Below are 23448 nucleotides of genomic sequence, written 5' to 3' on the forward strand. Positions count from 1 at the left end.
GTGCGGCGACGCGCGAAAGGCCCCGCGGAACCTGGTTCCGCGGGGCCTTCGTCATGCGGTGGGTGTCACGCCGCCTCGGCCTGCTCCGTCACCTTCACCCGGGTGAGCAGCTCCTCGTACGCCGTCCGGTCGAACTCGCCCGCGACCGGGGAGAGCACCGTGGCCGCCGACAGCGCGACCGCGCGGGTCAGCCGGTCCGGCCAGGGGAGTCCGTCGACGAGACCGGACAGCAGACCCGCGACGGCCGAGTCGCCGGCGCCGGTCGGGTTGCCGCGGACCGCGGCCGGCGGGGCGGCGAGCCACAGGCCGTCCGGGGTGGCGGCGAGCATCCCCTCCGGGCCGAGCGAGGAGACGACCGTGTGCGCGCCGCGGCGGCGGGCGTCGCGCGTGGCGCGGTGCGGTTCGCGTGAGCCGGTGAGCTGGGCGAGCTCGTCCGCGTTGGGCTTGACGAGGTCGGGGCGGGCGGCGATGCCGCGCCGCAGGGGTTCGCCGCTGGTGTCGAGCAGGACCGGGACGCCGGCGCCACGGGCGATGCGGATCAGCTCCGCGTACGCGCCGACGTGGATGCCGGGCGGCAGGCTGCCGCACAGGGCCACGGCCTGGGCGCCGGTGAGCAGTTCGGTGTAGCGCTCGGTGAGCGCGGACCACTCGGCGGGGGTGAGGTTGGGGCCGGGTTCGTTGAGCTGGGTGGTGTCGCCGGTCGCGGTGTCGACGACGGCGACGGTACGGCGGGTGGGCCCGGCGGTCGTCACGAGTGCGTCGGTCAGCGGCAGTTCGGCGAGGTGGGTGCGCAGGACCTCGCCGGTCGCACCGCCCGCGAAGCCGGTGACGACGGTGTCGTAGCCGAGGGCGGCGAGCACGCGGGCGACATTGAGGCCCTTGCCGCCGGGGCGCTCGATCACCTGTGTGACGCGGTGGGAGGCGTGCGGGGTGAGGGCGGGCACGCGATAGGTGAGGTCCAGTGCGGTGTTGAGGGTGACTGTGAGAATCACCTGCCGTAACCCCCGTACGCCGTCGAATGATCGTGGACCGGCCGGACCTGCCGGAACGGCCGTGGAACGCGCCCCGATCATGCCAAACAGAAGGCGGTTGGCCCAGTCCCCGGACCAACCGCCCCTCGGCGAAATCAGGCCACTTGGGGGACAACCACCCAGGTGCCCTTGCGCATCACGCCGGCGATGTCGAAGTTCTCGTCGAGGACGACGAGGTCGGCGTCCTTGCCGGGCTCCAGTGAGCCGACCCTGTCGTCGATGCCGAGCAGCCGGGCCGGGTTGGCGGAGATGGCCTGCACGATCGACTCGACGGGCAGGCCGTCGATGGTCGCCGCGCGCTTGAACGCGCGGTCCAGGGTGAGGGTCGAGCCCGCGATGGAGCCGCCCTCGACGAGGCGTGCGACGCCGTCCTTCACCTCGACGGCCAGCGGGCCGAGGGAGTACTGCCCGTCGCCGAAGCCCGCCGCGTCCATCGCGTCGGTGATGAACGCGACCCGCCGCGGCCCCGCGTGATGGAACGCCAGCTCCAGCGAGGCCGGGTGCAGATGGGTGCCGTCGTTGATCAGCTCGACCGTGATGCGCTCGTCCTCGAGGAGGGCGGCGATCGGGCCGGGGGTGCGGTGGCCGAGGGCGGGCATCGCGTTGTAGAGGTGGGTGGCGACGGTGGCGCCCGCGTCGATGGCCTCGACGGTCTGCTCGTACGTCGCGTCGGTGTGGCCGATCGCGGCGATCACGCCGTGTTCGGCGAGCAGGCGTACGGAGTCGATGCCGCCGGGCAGTTCGGTGGCGAGGGTGACCATCCGGGCCTGGCCGCGGGCGGCGTCGACGAGCTTGCGGACGTCGGCCGGGTCGGGGTCGCGCAGCAGCGTCTCGTCGTGCGCGCCCTTGCGGCACGGGGAGATGAACGGTCCCTCGAAGTGGATGCCTGCGATGTCGCCCTGCTCGGCCAGTTCGGAGAGCAGTCCGGCGCGGCGGCTCAGGAAGTCCATCTCGCCGGTCACGAACGAGGCGACGACCGTGGTGCTGCCGTGCAGGCGGTGGGTGTGGACGCCGGTGAGGATGTCCTCGACGGTGCCGGAGGTGAAGGAGGCCCCTCCGCCGCCGTGGTTGTGCATGTCGACGAAGCCGGGGACGACCCAGTGGCCGGTGAGGTCGAGCGCGGGCGCGTCGGCGGGCGCGGCGCCCGCGATGCGACCGCCGTCGACGATCACCCGTCCGTTCTCGACGATGCCGGTGGGCAGCACCACGCGGGCTCCGGCGAGAACTGTGGAAACGGCCATCAGGCGGATACCTCCGAGTCGAGGGAGAGCAGGTCCCAGGCGAGGAGGCCCGCGCCCAGGCATCCGGCGGTGTCCCCGAGGGCCGCCGGGACGACGGCGGGCAGCTTCTGGAACGTGACGCGTTCCTCCACCGCGGCCCTCAGCGGTGTGAACAAGGTTTCCCCTGCCTCGGCGAGACCGCCACCGATGATGAGCGTGCGGGGGTCCAGCAGGGTGAGCGCGGTGACCAGGCCGTCCGCGAGGGCGTCGACGGCGTCCTGCCAGACCCGGACGGCCCGGGCGTCCCCGGACTCGACGGCCTTGGCGCAGTCGGCGGCGTCGGCGTCAGTGTCGCCGGAGGCGGCGGCCCAGGCGTGGGAGACGGCGGAGGCGGAGGCGTACCGCTCCAGGCAGCCGCGCTGGCCGCAGCCGCACTCGGCGCCGCCGGGGCGGACGACGATGTGGCCGATCTCGCCGGCGTAGCCGTGGGCGCCCGCCTCGATGGTTCCGCCGATGCCGATGGCGCCGGCGATCCCGGTGCCCAGGGGCACGAAGAGGAAGCGGTCGGCGCCGTTCCCGGCGCCGATGCGGCCCTCGGCGAGGCCGCCGGTGCGGACGTCGTGGCCGAGGGCGACGGGGATGCCGTCGAGGCGCTCGCTGAGCAGGGCGCGCATCGGGACGTCGCGCCAGCCGAGGTTCGACGCGTAGACGGCGATGCCGTTCTCGGCGTCGACGATGCCGGGGACGGCGACGCCGGCGGCCGCGGCGGGCTCGCCGTACCGCTCCAGGCCGTGGGCGCGCAGCTCGGCGGCGAAGCCGAGGATCGTCTCGACGACGGCGTCGGGGCCGCGTTCGCGTCCGGTGGCGCGCCGTGCTTCGTGGAGCAGGGTGCCGTCCGTGCCGACGAGGGCGGCCTTCATGCCGGTGCCGCCCACATCGAGGGCGATGACGTGTCTCACGGGAACAGTCTCGCGCGTCGATGCCCGAAAGGTCTAGTCCACTGGCCGATATTGTTGCGCGGGCATACAAATTACCGGCGGGGGTGTGCCGCACTCGGGGGTGCGATGCCGAAGCGATACCCAAGTGGTGTAGACCTTATGCTTTTCCTCCTGTGAAAATCACAGCTCGACGACGAGCCAAAGAGGGTGGGGCAGCGCTGTGCAGCGGCGATTCCTTGGACTGACCGCGACCATCGCCGCGATGGGCCTGACCGCCGCGCTCTCCGGCTGCGGTCTCACCGGCGCCGACTCGGACGACGTGACCCTCAAGCTCGTCGCCGCCGACTACGACCTCACCGGCGGCGACACCACCAAGAAGTACTGGGACGAGCTCACCGCCGCCTACGAGGCCCAGCACCCCGGCGTGAAGATCGACGTCCAGATCGAGTCCTGGAACGACGTCGACCGCAAGGTCGCCGAGATGGTCGAGGCCGACCAGGCCCCCGACATCGCACAGATCGGCGCCTACGCCGACTACGCCGCCGCGGGCGAGCTCTACTCCGCCGACGAGCTGCTCTCCATCCCCGTCCAGGCCAACTTCCTCGCCCCGCTGGTCTCCGCCGGCGAGATGAAGCGCACCCAGTACGGCCTGCCGTTCGCCGCCTCCACCCGGCTGCTCTTCTTCAACGAGGAGCTCTTCGACAAGGCCGGCATCACCGAGCCGCCGACGACCTGGGCCGAGCTCGCCGCCGCCGCCGAGAAGCTGAAGGACGAGGACGTCCCCTACCCCTTCGCGCTGCCGCTCGGCCCGGAGGAGGCCCAGGCCGAGACGATGATGTGGCTGCTCAGCGGCGGCGACGGCTACACCGACGGCAGCGACCGCTACCGCATCGACTCCGACCTGAACGTCCAGACCTTCGACTGGCTGAAGAAGAACCTGGTCGAGAAGGAGCTCACCGGCCCCGTAGCCCCCGGCAAGCTCAACCGGAAGGACGCCTTCGCGGCCTTCTCGCGCGGCGAGGTCGGGATGCTCAACGGCCACCCCTCGCTCATGCAGGAGGCCGAGAAGAAGGGCGTCAAGGTCGGCAAGGTCGCCCTTCCCGGCGTCAACGGCAAGGCCAAGGCGTCCATGGGCGTCGCCGACTGGATCATGGGCTTCAAGCAGAACGGCCACCGCGAGGAGATCGGCACGTTCCTCGACTTCGTCTTCAGCGACCAGAACGTGCTGAAGTTCGCCGGCGGCAACGACCTGCTGCCTCCGACGGTCAGCGCGTACTCCCGCATGCAGAGCGAGGAGGAGCACAAGAACCTCCGGGAGTTCCTCAAGGAGCTGCCGAACTCCCAGCTCCCGCCGGTCGGCAAGACGTCCTGGGCCAAGGTCAGCGACAACGTCAAGCAGAACATCGGCAAGGCCGTCGCACCGGGACAGAAGCCCGCCGAGGTCCTGGCCAAGCTCGCCCGCGAGGCGACGGAGGCGGAGAACGCGGAATAAGTTGGCTCGTATGACCAACGATGTGGAACCGGGAGAGAGCCGGGCGCTGGGGGATCGGGAACGTGCCGTTCTCGCCCTGGAGCGCCGCTCCTGGCCGGGCCCCGGCGCCAAGGAGCGCGCCGTCCGCGAACAGCTCGGCCTCTCCGCGACCCGCTACTACCAGCTCCTCAACGCGCTCCTGGACGACCCGCGCGCCCTGGAACACGATCCGGTGACCGTCAACCGGCTGCGCCGGGTCCGTGCGGAGAAGGAGCAGCGCCGCTGAGTCCGCGTCGGTAGGGTCGTCGTATGGTCAGCAGCCTTCCGCACCCGACCACACCCGCAGGCCGCGACGGCCTGGCCGCGCTCCTCGCGCGGCCGGACAAGGCCGTCGTCGCCCTCGACTTCGACGGGACGCTCGCCGAGATCGTCCCCGACCCCGAACAGGCCCGCGCCCACCCCGGCGCCGTCACCGCGCTCGCCGCGCTCGCCCCCGAGGTCGCCTCGGTCGCGGTGGTGACCGGCCGCCCCGCCGGGGTCGCCGTCCGCTACGGCGGATTCGCCGGCGTCCCCGGCCTCGAACACCTCGTCGTCCTCGGCCATTACGGCGCCGAACGCTGGGACGCCGTCACCGGCACCGTCCATGCCTCCGCCATCCACCCGGGCGTGGCCTCCGTCCGCGCCGAACTCCCCGGTTTCCTCGACAGCGTCGGCGCCTGGCCGGGCACCTGGATCGAGGAGAAGGGCCGGGCGGTCGCCGTCCACACCCGCCGCTCCACCGACCCCCAGGCCGCCTTCGAGGCCCTCAAGGCACCCCTCGCCGACCTCGCCGCCCGCCACGGCCTGGTCCTGGAACCCGGGCGCATGGTCCTCGAACTGCGCCCCCCGGGCATGGACAAGGGCGTGGCCCTGGCGGAGTACGTACGGGAGGTGGGCGCCGGATCCGTCCTGTACGCGGGCGACGACCTGGGCGACCTCCCGGCCTTCGCCGCGGTGGAGAAACTCCGCTCGAACGGCACCCCGGGCCTGCTGGTCTGCAGCGGCTCCACCGAGGTCCCGGAACTCAGCGACCGGGCCGACCTGTCCGTGCCGGGGCCGGGCGCGGTGGTGGGGTTCCTCGCGGCCTTGGCGGAGCGGATTCGCCCACGCTCCGATGATCAGCCCTGACGGCCGGTCCTGACGGTCAGTCCTCGCGCAGCGCCTCCAACTGCTTCAGGAACCACTGCTGCGGCGGCAGCGCCGTTGCCGCCGCGGCCAGGCGTTTCGAGCGGTCCGTGCGCTCGCTCGGGGGCATCGTCAGGGCACGGTGCAGCGCCCGGGCCGTCTCGGACACGTCGTACGGGCTGACCGTCAGCGCGTCCTCGCGCAGTTCGTCGTACGCCCCCGCGCCCGTCGAGAGGACCAGGACACAGCCCGACTCCGACACCACCGGGATCTCCTTCGCCACGAGGTTCATCCCGTCGCGGACCGGGTTGATCAGCGCCACGTCCGCCATCCGGTACGCCGCGAGGGAGCGCGGGAAGTCGTCCTTCACCGACAGCAGCACCGGCTGCCAGTCCTCCGTGCCGAACTCCGCGTTGATCTCCTCCGCCAGCTCCGCCACCGCCGCCGTGTACGCGCGGTAGACCGCCAGGTCCTGCCGGGACGGGTACGCCGAGGCCAGATGGACGACCCGGTCGTGCCACTCGGGCCGCTCGCGCAGCAGCTCCCGGTACGCGAGCATGCCGCGGACCACGTTCTTCGACAGCTCCGTGCGGTCCACCCGCACGATCGTCATGCGGTCACCGACCTCGGCCCGCAGCCCGGCGAGGCGCTCGTCGACCTCCGGGCGGTGGGCGAGGGCGCGCAGTTCGTCGCCGTCCACACCCAGGGGATGGACGGCGACCCGGGTACGCCGCGCCGTTCCGCCCGCTCTGTGGTGGTGCACGCCGCGCCAGGAGGCGTCGGCGGGCAGCACTCCCTCGGCCACCCCGCCCGCACCGTCGACGCGCGCGCCCTCGATGAACGCCGAAGCCCATCCCCAGGTGTGGAAACCCAGCTCGTCCGCGCCGAGCATCCCCCAGACCAGCTCCTCGCGGATGTCCTGCGGAAGCATCCGCGCGTACTCCGGCGACACCCACGGCGTGTGGGTGAAGTGACCGATCCGCAGATCGGGCCGCAGCTCCCGCAGCTGCCCCGGCACCAGCGCCAGGTGGTAGTCCTGCACCAGCACCGCCGCGCCCTCCGCCGCCCGCGCCGCCAGCTCCTCGGCGAACGCCCGGTTGTAGGCCCGGTACGACTCCCACCTGCGCCGGAACTCCGCGTCGAAGACCGGCTCGCGCGGGATGTCCCACAGATGGTGGTGCAGGAACCACAGCACCGAGTTCGCGATGCCGTTGTACGCGTCGTCGTAGACCGCCGGCTCGACGGCCAGCATCCGTACGCCCGGCTCGGAGACGCCCCTGCGGACCGCCTCCCGGTCCCCGTCCGACAGCGCCGCGCACACCCAGACACTGTCCTCGGAGGACACGGCACTCAGCCCGGAAACGAGGCCGCCCCCGCCGCGCCGGGCACTGAGCGTGCCGTCGGCGGCGAGGGCGTACGAGACCGGACCCCGATTGGACGCCACAAGCACAGAAGCCATGTGCCGAACCTAGCCCGTCACGTAAACGCTCAAACGTACGTATACAAGTGTGGCGAATCCACGCCGTCGGGGCGCGTCAGGGTTCGCGCAGATGCCCGCGTCAGGGCTGGCGTCGGCTGCGCATGGCCGCCTTCGCCACCGCGCCCGTCGCCGCCAGAGCGAGGGCGAGCCCCCCGAGCAGCCACAACCGCTCACCGTTGCCGCCCGTCTCGGCCATAGAACCGCCGGGCCCGTGCGCGGCGGGGCGCGCCTGGTGGGTGATGGGGTCGGGGTCGGGGTCGGGGATCGGCGTGGGCGAGGCCGTGGTCCGGATCGGTGAGGGGGACGGGGACGGGGACGTGGGGGACGGAGACCACGAGGGAGCCACCGCGACCGTCGCGGCCCGCGGATGCGTCGGGGGCGGAGTCGGTGTCGGTGTCGGAGTCGTGCTCTCCGTGTCCTGCACGGGTACGGAGAAGGCAAGCGCGGAGGCCACGTAGGTGTCGCCCGCCGTATTGAAGGTCAGGTCGGCCGACCTCGCCCCCTCCGGGATCGCCCCGTCCGGGAGGTCGAAGGCCTTCACGTCGATGCTCAGATTGTTGGCCGAGTCGGGGGAGACGGCGCCGGCGTCCCCGCCGACGAAGAAGTTGTTGATGTTGCCGGTGCGGGCCTCGGTGACGTTCTTGCCGTTCACGAGGAACATGTCCCCCGGCATGTTCCAGTCGCCCTCGTACGCCGTCACGCTCGCCCGCGCCCGGCCCGCAGTCCGGTGGAAGCCGTCGACGGTGACCGTCGTCGCGGGGGAGGTGGAGCGCTGGAGCACGTGTCCGCCGTAGACGTACACCTGGCGGCGGTCCGGCGCGTGCGTCTGCTCGGGCCCCGGGTACGAGTAGACGACCGTCAGGGACCAGCCGGCCACACAGCCCTTGCCGTTCGGTGCCCAGACGTTGCCGACCGCGACCCGCGTGGCGCCGCCGCGGACATCCGCGAAGGCGGCGGTGACGTCCGACTCTCCCGTGTAGTAGTGCGGGCCGGTGACCTCCTCCGGGTCCGTGACCATGGAGTCGATGGACACCTCCGTCTCCGGCGCCGCGCCGACCCGGATGTGCGGCGGGGTCGTCGCGTGGTCGCCGGGCGAGGGCGCCGCGTCGGTGCCGGCGAGGTCGCAGCGCTTGAGCTGTGCTCCGCTCGGCCCCTTGTACGTCCCGTCGTTGCCGCCCCAGAAGAGCCGGGCGTACGCGACCTCGGCGCCTGCGGGGATCTCCACCCGGCCGGTGCTGGAGCCGTAACCGGCGGCCATGGAGGCGGTGTTGATGCGCTTCATGGCGAAGGTGTTGTTGGTGTCGCCGCCCTGGCCGGTGGCGGCGGTGGCGCAGCGCGCGGCCAGGTCGGCGGGGGCGGTGGGGCAGCCCATGACCGTGTTGCCGACGGTCGTGAAGTCGCCGTACAGGGAGGCGTCGTACCGCACGCCGAAGGGCTCCACCACGTCCGCCGCGGCCGGTCCGGCCGCGGCGAGGGACAGCGAGCCGAGCGCGCCGATGGCGAGGACGAGCGCCACCGGCAGTGTGGTCATCCGATTATTGAAGCGCATGAAACGGAAATTTAGTTAAAAAGCATCATCATTCGGTGTTACGCCACGCGGCGGCGCGCGTACTCCGTGATGTCGATCATCGGCGGCCGCTCCTCCGTGTCGACGGCGTACGTCCGTGGCGTGAAGCCCTTCCCCTCGCCCGTCTCGTCCCGCTCGAACTGTGTCAGCAGCGGCCGCACCAGATGCCCGCGGGACAGCCGCAGCTGCGCGGTCCGGTAGATCGCCGCCGCCATCCGCCCGAGCGCCCGCTCGTCCTGGTGGCGGTGCTTACGGACCCCGACGTCGACCTGCGCGAGGGCGTCGAGGCCGACCGTGTGCAGCGCGTCGACGAGCAGCCCCAGCTCCACTCCGTAACCGACGGGGAAGGGCAGCCGCTCGAGCAGCGAACGCCGCGCCGCGTACTCGCCGCCCAGCGGCTGGACGAAGCCGGCCAGCTGCGGCCAGTGCAGATTCAGCAGCGGCCGGGCCACCAGCTCCGTCACCCGCCCGCCCTGACCTGGGGTCTTGCCGGAGGCGAGCGGGTCGACCCCGGTGCTCAGCGGGCGGTCGTACATCGCCTTCACGAAGTCGACGTCCGGTTCGGTGAGGAGCGGGCCGACGATGCCGGTGACGAAGTCCGCGGAGAAGTCCCGCAGATCCGCGTCGACGAAGCAGACGATGTCGCCACTGGTCACCATCAGTGACCGCCACAGCACCTCGCCCTTGCCGGGCACGGCCGGTATCCGCGGCAGGATCTCGTCGCGCGCCACCACCCGCGCCCCGGCCGCCGCCGCGACCTCGGCCGTACGGTCCGTGGAGCCGGAGTCGAGCACCACGAGCTCGTCGACCAGCGGCACCGCCTCGGACATCAGCTCCCGGCGGATCACGGAGACGATGTCGCCGACCGTCGCCTCCTCGTCGAGCGCAGGCAGCACCACGCTGACCGTCGTCCCCCGCTTGGCGGCCAGCAGCTGCTCCAGCGGACGGTCTGCCACGGACCAGGACCGCCGGCCCAGCCAGCGCTCCACCTCATCCAGCAACGTGATCTCCATCTCGCGGTTCGGACGACCATCTCAGGCGTCCATGCCTTCGGTTACAGTCTTGAACAACGCGGATGCCCGATGCATGTCGGGGTGCCATCCACGTCCTACAACCGAATACCGCTCATCCAGAGGGGCAGAGGGAAACGGCCCGTTGAAGCCCCGGCAACCCTCCAGTCGGTCTCGTCCGCAGTCGTCCGTACTGCGCCCGCGAGGCTCCCGGCTAGGGAAGGTGCCAAATCCGTCTCATGGCGACGTTCGTCATGGGAAAGATGAGGAGAAAGGGCCTCGCCTCCATGGCTGTACAGACTGTTTCCACCACCACTTCGACGGTTGACCTCGGTCCGGCTTCCGGACTCTCCTGTCGTGAATGCGGTGAGAAGTTCCCCCTCGGTCCCATCTTCGCCTGCGAGCTCTGTTTCGGCCCGCTCGAAGTCGCCTACGACCTGCCCCTGGGCGACCCGGAGGCGCTGCGCAAGCAGATCGAGGCCGGCCCCGCCAACATCTGGCGCTACGCCCCGCTGCTGCCCGTCCCCGCCGACGTCGCCGAGAAGCCGAACCTGAACCCGGGCTGGACCAAGCTCGTCCAGGCCGACAACCTCGCCCGCGAGCTGGGCGTCGAGCCGGGCAAGCTCTACGTCAAGGACGACTCCGGCAACCCGACGCACTCCTTCAAGGACCGCGTCGTCGCCCAGGCCCTCGAGGCCGCCCGCGCCTTCGGCTTCACCACCCTGTCCTGCTCCTCCACCGGCAACCTGGCCGGCGCCGTCGGCGCCGCCGCCGCCCGCGCCGGCTTCCGCTCCTGCGTGTTCATCCCGCACGACCTGGAGCAGGGCAAGGTCGTCATGGCCGCCGTCTACGGCGGTGAACTCGTCGGCATCGAGGGCAACTACGACGACGTCAACCGCTTCTGCTCCGAGCTCATCGGCGACCCGCTGGGCGAGGGCTGGGGCTTCGTCAACGTCAACCTGCGCCCGTACTACGGCGAGGGTTCCAAGACGCTCGCGTACGAGATCTGCGAGCAGCTCGGCTGGCAGCTCCCCGACCAGCTCGTCATCCCGATCGCCTCGGGCTCGCAGCTCACCAAGATCGACAAGGGTCTGCAGGAGCTCATCAAGCTCGGTCTCGTCGAGGACAAGCCGTACAAGATCTTCGGCGCGCAGGCCGAGGGCTGCTCCCCGGTGTCGACGGCCTTCAAGGCCGGCCACGACGTCGTACGGCCCCAGAAGCCGAACACCATCGCCAAGTCGCTCGCCATCGGCAACCCGGCCGACGGCCCGTACGTCCTGGACATCGCGCGTCGCACGGGCGGTGCGGTGGAGGACGTCGACGACGAGCAGGTCGTCGAGGCGATCAAGATCCTGGCCCGGACCGAGGGCATCTTCGCCGAGACGGCGGGCGGCGTGACCGTCGGCGTCACGAAGAAGCTGATCGAGGCCGGTCTCCTCGACCCCACGCTCACCACGGTCGTGCTCAACACCGGTGACGGCCTCAAGACCCTGGACGCGGTGGCCGATACCTCGCAGGCGACCGCCACGATCCGCCCGAGCCTGGACGCGTTCCGCGAAGCCGGCCTGGCCGGCTGACGCCCGCGACCGACGGGGTGCCGGGGCGGCCCGGCGCCCCGTCGGCTCCCATCCATCCGTCATCCGTTCCCGCCCCGAAGGTGAACCACCCATGAGCGTCAAGGTCCGCATCCCCACCATCCTCCGCACCTACACCGGCGGCCAGGCCGAGGTCGCCGCCGAGGGCGCGACGCTCTCGGAGGTCATCGCCGACCTGGAGAAGAACCACACGGGCATCGCCGCCCGCGTCCTGGACGACCAGGGCAAGCTGCGCCGCTTCGTGAACGTGTACGTCAACGACGACGACGTCCGTTTCGAGCAGGGCCTGGAGACGGCGACGCCGGACGGCGCCGGCGTCTCGATCATCCCGGCGGTCGCCGGCGGCTGCTGAGCCCCCGGGGCGACCGTGGAAAGGCCTTTGAGTCACCCACGGTCACCTGAGTTACCCACGGTCACTTGAATTGCCCCCTCCGCCGGAGAAGCGGTGGGGGCAATTCTGCATGGTTGAGCGGGGTAGAGTTGGGGAAGTCCCCCTGACTTCCCTTCGCTGCTTGTGCCAGACGCATATGAGAATGCGCCCGCACCCGACAAGAAGCAGCCAAAGTGTTCGAGTGTTGTGTACCTTCTGCGCACTTTGACGGGCCCGACTTGCCCCGGGATTCAGTGAATTCTCCTTAATTCTCCTTTCCGTCGCGCCCAGATTTCTCGTCCGATTGACCTGTTGCAGAGGGCAGTTGGACAGATACATTCAGCCGCGGTCGACGCGTTCCGGCGCAGGGTCTGACCCGGGTCCGCGAAGTGCGGTCCCGCGCAAGGGCCAGTAATAGGGGAGTTAGGCATGGCTCAGGGCACCGTCAAGTGGTTCAACGCGGAGAAGGGCTACGGCTTCATCGCGGTCGACGGTGGTGCGGATGTATTCGTCCACTACAGCGCGATCCAGATGGACGGTTACCGCACCCTTGAAGAAGGTCAGCGGGTCGAGTTCGAGATCTCGCAGGGCCAGAAGGGTCCGCAGGCGGACATGGTCAAGCTCGCCGTCTGAGCACGGCGCGATCGGCCACCACGTACGCACTCACGCGTTCTCTACGTCGAGGGGTGGGGCCCCGGTCCACGGTGGGGGGCCCCCCCCCCGGGGGGGGGCGGGGGCCCCCGGCCCCCGCGTCGCCGTGTGTCGGGAGCGTTGCGGTCCACCGACGGGTTTTGCCCGACGTTAACTCCGGCCTCTTGACGACCCGTTGTCGGCGTTCTCACTATGTTCCCCATCGCGCAACCCATCGTGCAATGCGCAACAACCGAGGAGCCCATCGTGTCGCATGAGGTTCGTGCCGTCGTTGCCGTCGAGAAGGGCGCACCCGTCGAGGTGCGGACGATCCTCGTCCCCGACCCCGGTCCCGGCGAGGTTCTCGTCGCCGTGCAGGCCTGCGGGGTCTGCCACACCGATCTGCACTACCGGGAAGGGGCGATCAACGACGACTTCCCGTTCCTGCTCGGCCACGAGGCGGCCGGCACCGTCGAATCCGTGGGCGAGGGAGTCACCGACCTGGCGCCGGGCGACTACGTCGTCCTCGCCTGGCGCGCCCCCTGCGGCACCTGTCGCTCCTGTCGCCGCGGCCGCCCCTGGTACTGCTTCGACTCCCGCAACGCGGCCCGTCCCATGACCCTGTCGGACGGCACGCCGCTCTCCCCCGCGTTGGGCATCGGCGCCTTCGCCGAGAAGACACTGGTGGCGGCCGGACAGGCGGTGAAGGTCGACCCCGCCGCCCGGCCCGAGGCTGCCGGCCTCATCGGCTGCGGCGTGATGGCCGGTTACGGCGCGGCCGTGAACACCGGACGGGTCGGCAACGGCGACACGGTGGCCGTGATCGGCTGCGGCGGAGTCGGCAACGCGGCCATCGCGGGCGCCTGTCTGAACGGGGCCCGCAAGGTCATCGCCGTCGACATCGACGACAGGAAACTGGATCAGGCGGAGAAGTTCGGCGCCACGCACACGGTCAACTCCCTTGGCACGGACCCCGTCGAGGCCGTGCGCGCGCTGACCGACGGCTTCGGGGTGGACATCGCCATCGACGCCGTCGGCCGCCCTGAGACGTACAAGCAGGCCTTCTACATGCGGGACCACGCCGGGGTGCTCGTCCAGGTCGGCGTCCCCGACCCCGAGATGAGGATCGACCTCCCCCTGATCGACCTCTTCTCGCGCGGCGGCGCGCTGAAGTCGTCCTGGTACGGCGACTGTCTGCCGAGCCGCGACTTCCCGATCCTGATCGACCAGTACCTCTACGGTCTCCTGGACCTCAACTCCTTCGTCACCGAGACGATCGGGCTCGACGAGGTCGAGAACGCCTTCGCCAAGATGCATCGCGGCGAGGTCCTGCGCTCGGTGGTGATCCTGTGACCGACGCCGTGCCCACGTCTCCCCGCGTCGTGGTCGTCGGCGCCGGCATCGTGGGCTGCTCGCTCGCCGACGAACTGACCGCCCGCGGCTGGACCGATGTCACGGTCCTCGACCAGGGCCCCCTGCCCGCCCCCGGCGGCTCCACCTCCCATGCCCCGGGCCTCGTCTTCCGTACCAGCCCGTCCAGGACGCTCAGCGCCTTCGCCTCGTACACCGTGGAGAAGTTCCGCTCGCTGGAGGTCGACGGGCTGCCCTGCTTCAATGCCGTCGGCGGGCTCGAACTGGCCACCACCGAGGAGCGCTGGGCCGAGCTGCACCGGAGGGCCGGGTACGCCGCCTCCTGGGGGATCCGTGGCGAACTGGTCTCGGCCCGGCGCTGCAAGGAGCTGTGGCCGCTGCTCGACGAGAGCAAGGTCGTCGGCGGGTTCCACACCCCGGACGACGGCCTGGCCCGCGCGGTGCTCGCCTGTCGCGCCCAGCGGGAGCGCGCCGAGTCACGCGGTGCGCGCTTCCTGGAGCGGCACACGGTCACCGGCATCGAGCGGGAGGACGGCCGTGTCACCGGGGTCGTCACCGACCGGGGTGTCTTCCCGGCCGACCACGTCGTGTCGGCGGCCGGTTTCTGGGGCCCCGTCGTCGGGCGGATGGCAGGCGTCGACGTCCCGTTGCTGCCGCTCGCCCATCAGTACGCGAAGACCGCGCCCCTTCCGGAGCTCGCCGGCGTCAACGATCCTCTCGAGGAGGCCTCCCGGCCGATCCTGCGCTTCCAGGACCGAGATCTGTACTTCCGCGAGCACGTCGACCGGATCGGCATCGGCAGTTACGCCCATCGGCCGCTGCCCGTCGACCCGTTCGCCGTCCCGGCCTACGACGAGGCTCCGGTCATGCCCTCCTCGTTCCCCTTCACGTCCGAGGACTTCGCGCCGAGCTGGGACGACTGCCGGGAGCTCCTGCCCGCGCTCGCCGGCAGCGAGATCGAGGAGGGATTCAACGGCGTCTTCTCCTTCACCCCCGACGGAATGCCGCTGCTCGGCGAGGCCCGTTCCCTGCGCGGCTTCTGGCTCGCCGAGGCCGTCTGGGTCACGCACTCGGCGGGGGTCGCCAAGGCCGTCGCGGAGTGGATGGTCGACGGGCGCCCCTCCCTCGACGTCCACGAGTGCGACCACACCCGCTTCGAGGACGCCCAGCGCTCCCCCGCGTACGTCCACGACCGCGGCGCCCGCCAGTTCGTCGAGGTCTACGACGTGCTGCACCCGCTGCAGCCCATGGAGGAGCCCCGCCCGCTGCGGGTGAGCCCCTTCCACACCCGTCAGCGGGAGCTCGGCGCGTCCTTCCTGGAGGGCGGCGGCTGGGAGCGTCCGCACTGGTACGAGGCGAACGCCCCGCTCACCGAGTCCCTCGCCGTGCCTGAGCGGGACGCCTGGTCGGCCCGACACTGGTCGCCGATCGCCGCCGCGGAGGCCCGGGCGACCCGCGAGAAGGTCGCCCTCTACGACATGACACCGCTGCGCAGGCTGGAGGTCACGGGACCCGGCGCGCTCGCCTTCCTCCAGCGGATGACCACGAACAACCTGAACAAGAAGCCGGGCGCCGTGACCTACACGCTGCTGCTCGACGAGAGCGGCGGCATCCGCTCGGACCTGACCGTCGCGCGGCTGGCCGCCGACCGCTTCCAGATCGGCGCCAACAGCCGGGCGGACGAGGACTGGCTGCTCCGGCACGCCCCGGGTGGGGGTACCTCCCGCTCGAGCGAAGCCGGGAGCGGGGGAGTGCACATCAGGGACATCACCTCCGGCACGTGCTGCATCGGCGTGTGGGGCCCGCTCGCCCGCGCCCTCGTGCAGCCGCTGACCCGGGACGACTTCTCGCACCGCGGCTTCGGCTACTTCCGCGCCAAGGAGACGTACCTCGGCCATGTGCCGGTGACGGCGATGCGGCTCAGCTATGTCGGTGAACTGGGCTGGGAGTTGTACACCGGCGCCGATCTGGGACTGCGGCTCTGGGACACCCTGTGGGAGGCGGGGCAGGAGCACGGGGTGATCGCCGCCGGACGGTCCGCCTTCAACAGCCTGCGGCTGGAGAAGGGATACCGCTCCTGGGGCCACGACATGACCACCGAGCACACCCCGTACGAGGCCGGTGTCGGCTTCGCCGTCCGGATGGACAAGGGCGACTTCGTCGGACGGGCCGCGCTGGAACGGGCCGGCGAGCCCCGGCGCCGGCTGACGCCGCTGCTCCTCGACGACCCGGCCGCCGTGGTCCTCGGCAAGGAGCCGGTGTACGTGGAAGGCCGGGCCGCCGGGTACGTCACGAGCGCGTCCTACGGCTACACGCTCGGCCGCTGCGTCGCGTACGCCTGGCTGCCGCCGCTCGCCTCCGGAAGCGCGGTGCACATCGAGTACATCGGCGAGAAGGTCCCCGCCACCGTCGCCGACGAGCCGCTGTTCGACCCCGACATGAGCCGTATCCGCCGCTAGGAAAGGTTCCAGGGATGTCACCCACCTATGACGTGATCGTCGTCGGCCTCGGCGGGATGGGCAGCGCCGCCGCCCACCATCTGTCCGCGCGCGGTGCCCGTGTGCTGGGCCTGGAGAAGTTCGGTCCGGTGCACAGCCGCGGCTCCAGCCACGGTGGTTCGCGCATCACCCGGCAGTCCTACTTCGAGGACCCCGCCTACGTGCCGCTGCTGCTGCGCGCGTACGAGCTCTACGAGGCGCTGGAGCGCGACACCGGCCGGGACATCGCGACGCTGTGCGGCGGCGTGATGGTCGGCAGGCCCGGGTCCCGCACCGTGTCCGGCTCGCTGCTCTCGGCCCGGCAGTGGGACCTGCCGCACGAGATGCTCGACGCGAAGGAGATCCGCCGCCGCTTCCCCACCCTGACCCCCACCGACGACGAGGTGGCGCTGTACGAGGCACGGGCGGGGCTCCTGCGCCCGGAGAACACCGTGGCGGCCCATCTCCAGCTCGCGACGCAGACCGGCGCGGACCTGCACTTCGAGGAGCCGGTGGTGCGCTGGGAGCCGTACCGCGACGGGGTACGCGTCCACACCGCCGAGGACACCTACACCGCCGGCCAGTTGGTGATCTGCCCGGGTGCCTGGGCGCCCCGGCTCCTCGCCGACCTGGGGGTGCCGTTCACGATCGAGCGGCAGGTCATGCACTGGTTCCAGCCCGAGGGCGGCACCCGTCCCTTCCTGCCGGAGAACCACCCGATCTACATCTGGGAGAGCGCGGACGACGTCCAGTTCTACGGCTTCCCCGCGATCGACGGCCCGGAGCTCGGTGCCAAGGTCGCCTTCTTCCGCAGGGGCACCGTGTGCACCCCGGAGACCATCGAACGGACCGTGCACGACGACGAGGTCGCGGCCATGGCCGGCCGGCTGTCCCGGCACATCCCCTCGCTGCCCGGCCGCTTCCTCAAGGCCGCCACCTGCATGTACTCCAACACCCCCGACGAGCACTTCGTCATCGCACGCCATCCGCGGCACCCCGAGTCGGTCACCGTCGCCTGCGGGTTCTCCGGCCACGGTTTCAAGTTCGTGCCCGTCGTCGGCGAGATCCTCGCCGACCTGGCGCTGACGGGCACCACCGAGCACCCCATCGAGCTGTTCGATCCGCGGCGCCTGTCCGCCGCACCCGCCTGAGGAGCCCGCCATGACGACCATGCCGCTGCCCCCGAGTCTGATCGCCACGCTCCCCGGCCACTTCTACACCGACCCGGAGATCTTCCGGCAGGAGCAGGAGCGGCTCTTCGAATCGATGTGGTTCTGCGCCGTACGCGGCGCCGACCTCGCCCGGCCCGGCGCGTTCCGCACGGTGCGCATCGGCCGCGAGAGCGTGATCGTCACCCGTAACCGGAGTGGCGAGCTGCGCGCCTTCCTCAACGTCTGCCGGCACCGCGGCGCGCAGCTGTGCACCGCGGAGTCCGGCGAGGTGCGGCGCACACTGCAATGCCCGTACCACGCCTGGACGTACGACCTCGACGGCAAGCTGATCGCGGCGCCGAACCTGGTGAAGATGCCCGACGTCGACCGCACGGCCTACGGTCTGGTGACGGTGCACCTGCGCGAATGGCTGGGGTACGCGTGGGTGTGCCTGGCCGACGAACCGCCGTCGTTCGAGGAGACCGTGGTCGGCGCGGCCGTGGAACGGCTCGGCGACGCCGCCTCCATCGAGCGGTACGGCACCGAGAACCTCGCGCTCGGCAAGCGCATCACCTATGACGTGAAGGCCAACTGGAAGCTGATCGTCGAGAACTTCATGGAGTGCTACCACTGCGCCACCATCCATCCCGAACTCACCGATGTGCTCCCGGAGTTCGCGGACGGCTACGCGGCCCAGTACTACGTGGGGCACGGCGCCGCGTTCGCCGAGGAGGTCAAGGGGTTCACCGTCGACGGCAGCGAGGGCTTCGCCCGTCTGCCGGATGTGGCCGAGGAGCAGGACCGGCGCTACTACGCGATCACGGTCAAGCCGACCGTGTTCATCAATCTCGTCCCCGATCATGTGATCCTGCACCGGATGTTCCCGCTCGCCGAGGACCGCACCGTCGTCGAGTGCGACTGGCTGTACGCGCCCGAGGTCGTGGAGTCCGGCGCCGACGTCTCCCGGTCGGTGGAGCTCTTCCACCGGGTGAACGTGCAGGACTTCGACGCCTGCGAGCGCACCCAGCCGGCGATGGCCTCCCGCGCCTACCGGACCGGCGGAGTGCTCGTGCCCACCGAGCATCACATCGAGATCTTCCACGCATGGCTGCTCGAAAAGCTGCGGTCCCACCCCTCCGGCCAGGCGTGATCACCGTCACATTCGGCATGGATCGCGTCCGTGCGGTGAGACACCAAGCTGCCAGGGCGCCTTCGAACGGCGCTGACCAGGAGGAACGAGAGACATGCCCGAACTCTTCATCGGCGGTGCGTGGCGGTCCGCGCTCGACGAGCGGACCCGTGAGATCCGCTGCCCGGCCGACGGCAGCCTGGTGGCGGTGGTCGACGAGGCCGGCGGCAAGGACACCGTCGAGGCCATCGCGGCCGCACGCCGCGCCTTCGACGAGGGCCCCTGGCCGTCGACCCCGGCCGCGGACCGCGGCGACCTGCTTCTGCGCGTCGCCGACCTGCTGGTACGCGACAAGGACGCGCTGGCCCGCGCGGAGTCCCTCGACACCGGCAAGCGGCTGGTGGAGAGCGCGTACGACATGGACGACATCGCGCACTGCTTCCGCTACTTCGGCCGGCTCGCGGCAGCCGAGACGGGCCGGGTGATCGACACCGGCGGCGCCGGCGCCGACAGCCGGGTCGTGTACGAGCCGGTGGGGGTCTGCGGGCTGATCACGCCGTGGAACTATCCGCTGCTGCAGACGGCCTGGAAGGTCGCCCCGGCGCTCGCCGCGGGCAACACCTTCGTGCTGAAGCCGAGCGAGCTCACCCCGCACACCGCGATCCACCTGATGCGGCTGCTCGCGGAGGCCGGGCTGCCGGACGGCGTGGCGAACCTGGTGCTCGGCGCGGGCCCCGAGGCGGGCGCGCCGCTCGCCGACCATCCCGACGTCGACCTGCTGTCCTTCACCGGCGGGCTGCAGACCGGCCGCCGACTCATGGCGGCGGCCGCCGGGACGGTGAAGAAGGTCGCGCTCGAACTGGGCGGCAAGAACCCGAACATCGTCTTCGCGGACGCCGATTTCGAGGCCGCCGTGGACATGGCGCTGACTGCGGTGTTCCTGCACTCGGGGCAGGTCTGCTCGGCGGGTGCGCGGCTCCTGGTCGAGGACTCGCTGCACGACCGGTTCGTCGACGAGGTCGTGCGCCGGGCCGGGGAGATCCGTCTCGGCGGACCCTTCGACGAGCGGGCCCGGACCGGACCGCTCATCTCGGCCGCCCATCGCGCCAAGGTCGAGGCGTATGTGGAACGGGGTCTGGCGGAGGGCGCGGTGCTGCGCTGCGGTGGCGCCCGGCCCGAAGGGCCCGCGTATGACCAGGGCTTCTACTACCTGCCGACGGTCCTCGACGACTGCCGCGCAGGGATGTCGGTGGTGCGGGAGGAGTCCTTCGGGCCCGTCCTGACGGTGGAACGTTTCCGCGACGGCGACGAGGACCAGGCGGTCCGGCTCGCGAACGACACCATCTACGGACTCGCGGGCGCGGTCTGGACGAGCGACGAGGCGCGGGCCCGCCGGATGGCGGCGCGGCTGCGCCTGGGCACGGTGTGGATCAACGACTACCACCCCTATCTGCCGCAGGCCGAGTGGGGAGGGTTCAAGCAGTCCGGCACGGGCCGAGAGCTCGGGCCGAGCGGGCTCGCCGAGTACCGCGAGACGAAGCACATCTGGCGCAACACCTCACCGGAGCCGCAGGGCTGGTTCGCCTGACGCGACCTCTACCGTTCAGGAGTCACACCATGGCAATCGCTCCACCGTCCCAGGCTGCCGACGACGCCGAGCTCGCCGAGTTCGGGTACCGCCCCGAACTGAAGCGGACGCTCGGCAACTTCCACACGTTCGCGGCCGGCATCTCGTACATATCGATCCTCACCGGCACCTTCCAGCTCTTCTACTTCGGCTACGCCAGCGGCGGCCCCGCCTACTGGTGGTCGTGGCCGATGGTCTTCGTCGGCCAGTTCATGGTCGCGCTCTGCTTCGCGGAGCTGGCGGCCCGCTATCCGGTCGCGGGCTCCATCTACAACTGGGCGAAGAGAGTGGGCAATCCGCACATCGGCTGGCTGGCCGGCTGGATGATGCTCATCGCCTCGGTCGTGTCCATCGCGGCCGTGGCGCTCGCCTACCAGCTGACGCTCCCCCAGATCTCTTCGTTCTTCCAGTTCGTCGGGGACGGCTCGGGGACGTACGACGTTGCGACCAACGCGGTGCTCCTCGCCGCCGGTCTGATCCTCTTCACCACGGTCGTCAACGCCTTCGGCGTGAAGCTGATGGCGCGGATCAACACCGCGGGCGTCTTCCTCGAACTCATCGCCACCGTCGTCCTGATCGTGCTCCTCGCGATCAACGTCGTCCGGGGTCCGGAGGTCGTCACGGAGACGGCCGGCACCGGCGACGGGCAGAGCTTCGGGTACCTCGGGGCGTTCCTGATCGCCTCGCTCGCCTCGGCCTATGTGATGTACGGCTTCGACACCGCGGCCTCACTGGGCGAGGAGTCCCTGGACCCGTCCCGCAACGCGCCGCGCGCGATCATCCGGGCCATCGTCGCCTCGTTCGTCCTGGGCGGGCTGATCCTGATCCTGGCGCTGATGAGCGTGTCGAGCCTGCGGGGCGAGAAGCTCTCCACGGACGGGCTGCAGTACGTCGTCCTCGACGTCCTCGGACCGACGGCCGGCAAGGCCATGCTGTGGTGCGTGCTGATCGCCGTCACCGTCTGCGCGCTCGCGGTGCACACCGCGGCCGTACGGCTCGCCTTCGCCATGGCCCGGGACAACAACCTCCCCGCGTCCGGGCGGCTCGCGAAGGTCAGCCCGCGCTTCGGCACCCCGATCCTGCCGACGGTCGTCATCGGCGTCCTGGCACTGGCGATCCTGCTGGTGAACATCCGCCAGCCGCAGATCTTCACCGTGGTCACCAGCATCGGCATCGTGATGATCTACGTCGCCTATCTGCTGGTCACCGGGCCCATGCTGGTCGCCCGGCTGCGCGGCCGATGGCAGCCCGCCGAAGGGAAGTTCTCGCTCGGCCGCTGGGGACTGCCCGTCAACATCCTGGCCGTGCTGTGGGGCGGGGCGATGACGCTCAACCTCATCTGGCCGCGAGCGGCCGTCTACAACGCCGCCGCCCCCTACCACTGGTATCTGCGCTGGGGCGCCGTCCTGTTCGTCGGCGCGATCGCGCTGGGCGGCTTCGCCTACTACTGGTTCGTCCAGCGGCACCGTACGGGCGTCCTGGCGGAACACGCCGCCGTCACGTCCCCCGAGACCGCTGCGTTGAAGAAGGAGGTCACCCCCTCATGACCGAGACGTTCGGCAGCGGAGAGTTCGACTACGTCGTCGTCGGCGGTGGAACCGCGGGCAACGTCGTCGCCGCACGGCTCAGCGAGGACCCGTCCGTGACGGTCTGTGTGCTGGAGGCGGGGCCGAGCGACGTCGGGAACGACGACGTCCTCAAGCTGGAACGGTGGATGGGGCTGCTGGAGTCCGGCTACGACTGGGACTACCCGGTCGAGCCCCAGGACAGCGGCAACAGCTTCATGCGGCACGCCCGTGCCAAGGTGCTCGGCGGCTGTTCCTCGCACAACTCCTGCATCGCCTTCTGGGCACCGGCGGAGGATCTGGACGACTGGGCGGGCGCCGGCTGCACGGGCTGGAGTGCGGCGGACCTCTTCCCGCTGTACCGCCGTCTGGAGAACAACGACGCCCCGGGCGACCACCACGGCCGGACCGGACCCGTCAAGCTCCGTACCCTCAAGGGCGGGGACCCGTGCGGCGAGGCGCTGCTCAAGGCGTGTGCCGAGGCCGGCATCCCCACGACGCCCTTCAACAGCGGCTCGACGGTGGTGCGGGGCGCGAACTGGTTCCAGATCAACTCGGACGAGAACAACATCCGGCAGTCCTCCTCGGTCGCGTACCTCCATCCGATCCTGGGCAAGCGCCCCAACCTGGAGGTACGCACCGGGGTACGGGCGAAGAAGCTGGTCCTCGACGGGCGGCGCTGTGTCGGCGCCGAGTACCTGGACCCGGACCTGATCCACACCCGGACGGTCCGCGCCCGCCGCGAAGTGATCGTCTCGTGCGGTTCCATCGACACGCCGAAGCTGCTGATGCTGTCCGGCATCGGCCCGGCGGAGCATCTGCGGGAGACGGGTGTCGAGGTGCTCGTGGACTCCGCGGGAGTCGGCGAGAACCTTCAGGACCACCCCGAGGGCGTCATCATGTGGGAGGCGGCGCAGCCGATGACCACCACGTCCAGCCAGTGGTGGGAGGCGGGCATCTTCTACGACACCGAGCCGGGTCTGGACCGGCCGGACCTGATGTTCCACTACGGCTCGGTGCCCTTCGACATGAACACCAGCCGGCACGGCTATCCGACCTCCGAGAACGCCTTCTGTCTGACGCCCAACGTCACCCGTGCCAAGTCCCGGGGCACGGTGCGGCTGCGTACCCGTGACTACCGTGACAAGCCGAGGGTCGACCCGCGGTACTTCACGCACGAGCACGACGCCCGGGTGATGACGTACGGCCTCAAGCTCGCGCGCCGCATCGCGCAGCAGCCCGCGCTCTCGGGCTGGGCGGGCGCCGAACTCGCGCCGGGCCCCGACGTCCGTACCGACGACGAGCTGCTCGACTACATCCGCAAGACGCACAACACCGTCTACCACCCGGCGTGCACGGTGAAGATGGGTGCGGACGACGACCCGACGGCGCCGCTCGACGCCCGGCTGCGGGTCAAGGGGGTGGAGGGGCTACGGGTCGCCGACGGGTCGGTGATGCCGGACCTCGTCACCGTCAATCCGTGCATCACGACCATGATGATCGGTGAGAAGTGCGCCGATCTGCTCCGCGAGGACGGGTGACGGAGCGCCCCCCCCCCCCCCCGCCCCGGGGGGGGCGCGCACAGCCCCGAAGGGGTGGGTTGCGGCGGGGCGCATTACGGGGTGGAGGGGTGGGGGGTGGGTAAAAAACAG

At 70.9% G+C, this 23448-nt stretch carries 19 protein-coding genes and 1 riboswitch; of the genes, 13 read left to right on the top strand and 6 right to left on the bottom strand.

Annotated features, from left to right (window positions below):
• Positions 1–65: 65 nt before the first annotated feature.
• The 3 genes from ACFC0D_RS10555 to ACFC0D_RS10565 all read right to left on the bottom strand — a co-directional run bounded on the left by ACFC0D_RS10555 (position 66) and on the right by ACFC0D_RS10565 (position 3210).
• Positions 66–992, bottom strand: coding sequence for a 1-phosphofructokinase family hexose kinase (locus ACFC0D_RS10555; protein ID WP_376433288.1), 927 nt, complete (start codon positions 990–992; stop codon positions 66–68).
• Between the two features lie 134 nt (positions 993–1126).
• Entirely contained in the window at positions 1127–2272 is a 1146-nt protein-coding gene (gene nagA / locus ACFC0D_RS10560; protein ID WP_376433290.1) for an N-acetylglucosamine-6-phosphate deacetylase, read from the bottom strand.
• Positions 2272–3210: an ROK family protein gene (locus ACFC0D_RS10565; protein WP_376433292.1), complete on the bottom strand. Its 939-nt coding sequence runs from the start codon at positions 3208–3210 to the stop codon at positions 2272–2274. Before ACFC0D_RS10565 ends, nagA begins: the two co-directional genes overlap by 1 nt.
• Positions 3211–3451: 241 nt before the next feature.
• Here ACFC0D_RS10565 and ACFC0D_RS10570 point away from each other — a divergent pair, with 241 nt between their 5' ends.
• The 3 genes from ACFC0D_RS10570 to otsB are packed head-to-tail and all read left to right on the top strand — an operon-like array spanning position 3452 to position 5827.
• Positions 3452–4681, top strand: a complete 1230-nt coding sequence (locus tag ACFC0D_RS10570; RefSeq protein WP_376433294.1) for an extracellular solute-binding protein — start codon at positions 3452–3454, stop codon at positions 4679–4681.
• 10 nt (positions 4682–4691) lie between these two features.
• A complete protein-coding gene (locus ACFC0D_RS10575) occupies positions 4692–4946 on the top strand; it encodes a DUF3263 domain-containing protein (protein ID WP_376433296.1) in 255 nt (84 codons plus the stop codon).
• A gap of 23 nt (positions 4947–4969) precedes the next feature.
• The gene (gene otsB, locus ACFC0D_RS10580) at positions 4970–5827 is read left to right on the top strand and encodes a trehalose-phosphatase (RefSeq protein WP_376433298.1); all 858 of its coding nucleotides are present in this window, start codon (positions 4970–4972) and stop codon (positions 5825–5827) included.
• Between the two features lie 16 nt (positions 5828–5843).
• Here the strand turns inward: otsB and ACFC0D_RS10585 are convergent, their stop codons facing one another.
• From ACFC0D_RS10585 to ACFC0D_RS10595, 3 genes are all read right to left on the bottom strand, one after another.
• Positions 5844–7283 (bottom strand): trehalose-6-phosphate synthase, encoded by a 1440-nt coding sequence (locus tag ACFC0D_RS10585; protein ID WP_376433300.1) that lies wholly within the window; start codon positions 7281–7283, stop codon positions 5844–5846.
• Between the two features lie 100 nt (positions 7284–7383).
• The gene (locus tag ACFC0D_RS10590; protein ID WP_376433302.1) at positions 7384–8835 is read right to left on the bottom strand and encodes a hypothetical protein; all 1452 of its coding nucleotides are present in this window, start codon (positions 8833–8835) and stop codon (positions 7384–7386) included.
• Between the two features lie 56 nt (positions 8836–8891).
• On the bottom strand, positions 8892–9872 hold the full coding sequence (locus ACFC0D_RS10595) for a glucosyl-3-phosphoglycerate synthase (protein WP_376433304.1): 981 nt from the start codon (positions 9870–9872) through the stop codon (positions 8892–8894).
• A gap of 121 nt (positions 9873–9993) precedes the next feature.
• Positions 9994–10151, top strand: a riboswitch (SAM riboswitch).
• On the opposite strand from ACFC0D_RS10595, the gene thrC reads away from it, so the two are divergent.
• From thrC to ACFC0D_RS10645, 10 genes are all read left to right on the top strand, one after another.
• Entirely contained in the window at positions 10145–11458 is a 1314-nt protein-coding gene (gene thrC, locus ACFC0D_RS10600; RefSeq protein WP_376433324.1) for a threonine synthase, read from the top strand. (Overlaps the previous riboswitch by 7 nt.)
• A gap of 91 nt (positions 11459–11549) precedes the next feature.
• Positions 11550–11828, top strand: a complete 279-nt coding sequence (locus ACFC0D_RS10605; RefSeq protein ID WP_215066190.1) for a MoaD/ThiS family protein — start codon at positions 11550–11552, stop codon at positions 11826–11828.
• A 447-nt stretch (positions 11829–12275) separates the two neighbouring features.
• A complete protein-coding gene (locus ACFC0D_RS10610; protein WP_005315736.1) occupies positions 12276–12479 on the top strand; it encodes a cold-shock protein in 204 nt (67 codons plus the stop codon).
• A 264-nt stretch (positions 12480–12743) separates the two neighbouring features.
• Complete coding sequence (locus ACFC0D_RS10615) at positions 12744–13829, top strand: S-(hydroxymethyl)mycothiol dehydrogenase (RefSeq protein ID WP_376433306.1); 1086 nt, start codon at positions 12744–12746, stop codon at positions 13827–13829.
• On the top strand, positions 13826–16306 hold the full coding sequence (locus tag ACFC0D_RS10620; protein WP_376433308.1) for an FAD-dependent oxidoreductase: 2481 nt from the start codon (positions 13826–13828) through the stop codon (positions 16304–16306). Before ACFC0D_RS10615 ends, ACFC0D_RS10620 begins: the two co-directional genes overlap by 4 nt.
• Positions 16307–16320: 14 nt before the next feature.
• The gene (solA, locus tag ACFC0D_RS10625) at positions 16321–17475 is read left to right on the top strand and encodes an N-methyl-L-tryptophan oxidase (RefSeq protein WP_376433310.1); all 1155 of its coding nucleotides are present in this window, start codon (positions 16321–16323) and stop codon (positions 17473–17475) included.
• A gap of 10 nt (positions 17476–17485) precedes the next feature.
• Positions 17486–18625, top strand: a complete 1140-nt coding sequence (locus ACFC0D_RS10630) for an aromatic ring-hydroxylating dioxygenase subunit alpha (RefSeq protein ID WP_376433312.1) — start codon at positions 17486–17488, stop codon at positions 18623–18625.
• A 94-nt stretch (positions 18626–18719) separates the two neighbouring features.
• Positions 18720–20192: an aldehyde dehydrogenase family protein gene (locus ACFC0D_RS10635; RefSeq protein ID WP_376433314.1), complete on the top strand. Its 1473-nt coding sequence runs from the start codon at positions 18720–18722 to the stop codon at positions 20190–20192.
• 29 nt (positions 20193–20221) lie between these two features.
• Entirely contained in the window at positions 20222–21778 is a 1557-nt protein-coding gene (locus tag ACFC0D_RS10640) for an APC family permease (protein ID WP_376433316.1), read from the top strand.
• Positions 21775–23337, top strand: coding sequence for a GMC family oxidoreductase (locus ACFC0D_RS10645; protein ID WP_376433318.1), 1563 nt, complete (start codon positions 21775–21777; stop codon positions 23335–23337). The genes ACFC0D_RS10640 and ACFC0D_RS10645 overlap by 4 nt, the downstream gene beginning before the upstream one ends.
• Positions 23338–23448: the final 111 nt, after the last annotated feature.

This window comes from Streptomyces sp. NPDC056222 (assembly GCF_042264065.1).
GTDB lineage: Bacteria > Actinomycetota > Actinomycetes > Streptomycetales > Streptomycetaceae > Streptomyces.